General features: G+C 78.2%; 1 protein-coding gene. It reads left to right on the plus strand.

The features are described from left to right. Positions 1-3,069, plus strand: a 3,069-nt coding sequence (locus BKE38_RS32360; RefSeq protein ID WP_207553649.1) for a hypothetical protein, incomplete at both ends; no start/stop codon positions are given.

Genomic DNA, 3,069 nt, shown 5'->3' on the forward strand with positions numbered 1-3,069 from the left:
GCCGCGTCGAGCGCGCCGAGGGCCCGGCGAGCGGCTTCGACACGCTGGTCGTCGTCACCAGCCCCGGCCGCTTCGCCATTGCCGCCGAGGCGGCGACGCCGGTCACCCTGCAGCTGGTCGACCTGCTGGCCGGCCCCGGCGAGGTCTTTGCCCAGCGCGTCGATGCCTGGCTGGACCGCGGCACCTACCAGCTGCGGCTGCGCGGCGAGGCCGGCGCCGGCGGCCGGGTCCGCCTGACCCTGACGCCCTTCGCCGCCCAGCCGGCGCAGCGGCTGCTGCCCGGCCAGACCATCGCCACGACGCTGGCCGACCGGCAGACCGCCGAGGCCTGGATCGTGCTGCCCGCCCGCCGCCGGATCCGCCTGGAGGCCGCCGGGCGCGCCCTGGCCGACCTGCAGCTCTGGCGCGACGGCCGCGACCTGGTGCCGCTCGCCGCCGCGCCGGCGGAGCTGCGTGCCGAGCCCGCCCATCCGCTGCGCCGCCTGCTGCTGACCCCGGTGCTGGAGCCCGGCAGCTACCGCGTGACCGCCGCCGGCGGCCCGCCGCTGGCCTGGACCGATGGCCTGGGCGAAAGCCCGCTCTGGCTGCGGCTGGACGGGCCCGCCGTCCTGGCCGAAGGCGCCTTCAGCGACCGCATCGGGCCCTTCGGCAGCAATGTCTATCGCCTGGACCACGCGCCGTCGCTGCTGCAGGTGGCGCTGCCGGAGCCGGCCGGCTTCTTCGCCGGCCTTTCGGTCGAGGGCCGCCTGCGCCAGCGGCTGTCGATGACCGAGAAGAGCCGCAGCCCGGTGCTGACGCTGCGCGGCGGCCCGTCCGGCGAGGCGCCGTCCGAGCTGCTTGTCGAAGGCCGCCCTGGCCAGGACTTCTCCGTCCGGGGCTTCGGCGGTGCCGCGCGGCTGACCGCCCAGGGGGTCGGCGATTTCTTCCTGGCTGCCGAGGCGCCCGCCGCCGGCGGCGACGCCCTGCCGCTGCAGGCCGTGCTGCTGCTGCGCAGATCCGGCGAGGCCGAGCGGATCATCGCCGGCCGGGCGCCGCAGCTGGACGGCGCGCATGCGTGGCGCGGCCGCTTCAACCTGTCCGGCAGCGCCCGGCTGCTCTTCGAGGTGACCGAGGGTGGGCCGGTCGCCCTGGCCAGCCAGGGCGTGCCCGTCACCGCCCGGCTGACCCGCTTCGGCGCCGTGGCCGAGGGCGCCGGCCCGCTGCCCCCGGCGCCGCCCTGGGACTTGGCACCCGGCTGGTACGGGCTGCAGCTCACCGCCGGCGACACCGGCGGCATCGCCGACATCACCCTGGGCCGCCCGGGCCTGCCGCCGCCCGCGCCCGAGCGCCAGCCGCCCGGTCCCGTCCTGCCCTTTGGCCGCCACGCCCTGGCCGAGGGCGAAAGCTTCCGCCTGCTGGCCAACCAGGGCGAGGTGGCGCTGCTGGCGGCGAAGCTGCCGCTGCCCGATGCCGTGCTGCCGCTGACCCTCACCCAGCCGGCCGGCGAGGCGCTGCGCCTGCCGCTGCCCGAAGGCGTTGCCGCCTGGGCCGAGGGCGGCCGCCTGCCGTCCGGCGAGATCGCCCCCGTGCCGCATGCCCGCCAGGTCACCCTGTCGCGCCCTGTGCCGGCCGCGGCGCCGCCGCCGGTCGCCCCGCAGCCCGTGCCCGACCTGCCGCTGCTGCGCCCCGGCGCACCGCTGGCCCTCGAGCTGAGGCGCGAGCAGAGCCGCGAGGTGGCGCTGGAACTCGCCGAGGGCGGGTTGCTGCGCGTCGAAAGCCTGGGCCGCCTTCAGGTCGGCGCCCGGCTGGGCACCGCCTTCCTGCCCGAGCTGGCCGAGGCCTCGGCCAATGGCCCGGGCGGCAATGTCGTCATCCAACGCGCGCTGCGGGCCGGGCGCTACCGCCTGGCGGTCACCGCCCAGGACGGCGAGGGCCGGCTGCGGCTGCAGGCGCGCCCGGCGCCGCTGCTGGCCGCGCCGAGCCTGGCTCCGGGCCGGGTGCTGCGCCTGGCCATGCCGGCCGGCCAGGGCGCCCGCGTGCCGCTGCGCATCGCCACCCCCGGGCCGCACCGGCTGGAGCTGCCCAGCCCTGGCGCGCCGCTCGCCGCCCGGCTGGAAGATGCCGGGGGCTGGCCGCTGACCCAGCCCGGCCCCGCCGATGGCCTGACCCTCGACCTGCCCGCCGGCGACCTCTTGTTGGTTGTCGAGCCGCCGCTGGGCGGGCCGCCGCAGCCGGCGCGGCTGGTCGCCCGGCTGGTGCCGCTGGCGCCCCCGGCCGCGGCCATCGAGGGCCCCGGCCCGCACCCGCTGCCCTTCGCCCGCCCGCAATCCCGGCAATGGCGCGAGACCCCCGCCCGCACCTCCGACGCCTGGGATTTCTTCCTGGCCGGCGAGGCGGAGGTCAGCCTGTCGCTGACCGAGGGGATGTCCGGCATCCTGACCGCGCGCGACGGCGGCCCGGTGCTGGCGCGGATCGGCGACGCCACGCCCTTCTCGGGCAGGCTGCCGGCGGGCGCCTATCGCCTGGCCGCCAGCGCCATCGGCCGCAACGACCGGCTGGACTACCGCGTCAGCCTGGACAGCCCCGCGCTGCAGCCCGGCGCGCCGCGCCGCGTCACTCCGCCCGCCACCCTGCCGCTCGCCATCGCCGAGGACCGTGTCGTCGCGTTGCAGAGCTTCGGCGCCGTGCCGCTGCGCGCCCGGCTGCGCGACGCCGAGGGCCGTCTGGTCGCGCAGCAGGCCGGCGACGACCGCGACTGGAATCTTTCGGTCGGTCTGCCACTGCCGGCGGGGCAGTACAGCCTGGAGCTGTCTTCCCTGGCGCCGCCCTCCGATAGCGACGAGGAAGAGGTTTCCGAAGCGGCGCCGGAAGAAAACCTCGGCCCGGCTGCCATCCCGGCCGGCCAGGTGGAGGTCACGCTGGACCTGCCCGAAGCCCTGCCGCCGCGTCCGCTGCCCGCCGGCGCCTCGGTTGCCGTCGAAGGCGCCGGGGTGCACCGCTTCACCATCCCGGCCGCCGATCGCGCGGGCCTGCTGCTGGCCCGTGCCGAAAACCCCGGCGGCCGGGCGCTGAGCCTGGAGGCCCCGGACC

This window comes from Teichococcus deserti, from assembly GCF_001982615.1.
Taxonomy (GTDB): Bacteria; Pseudomonadota; Alphaproteobacteria; order Acetobacterales; family Acetobacteraceae; genus Pseudoroseomonas; species Pseudoroseomonas deserti.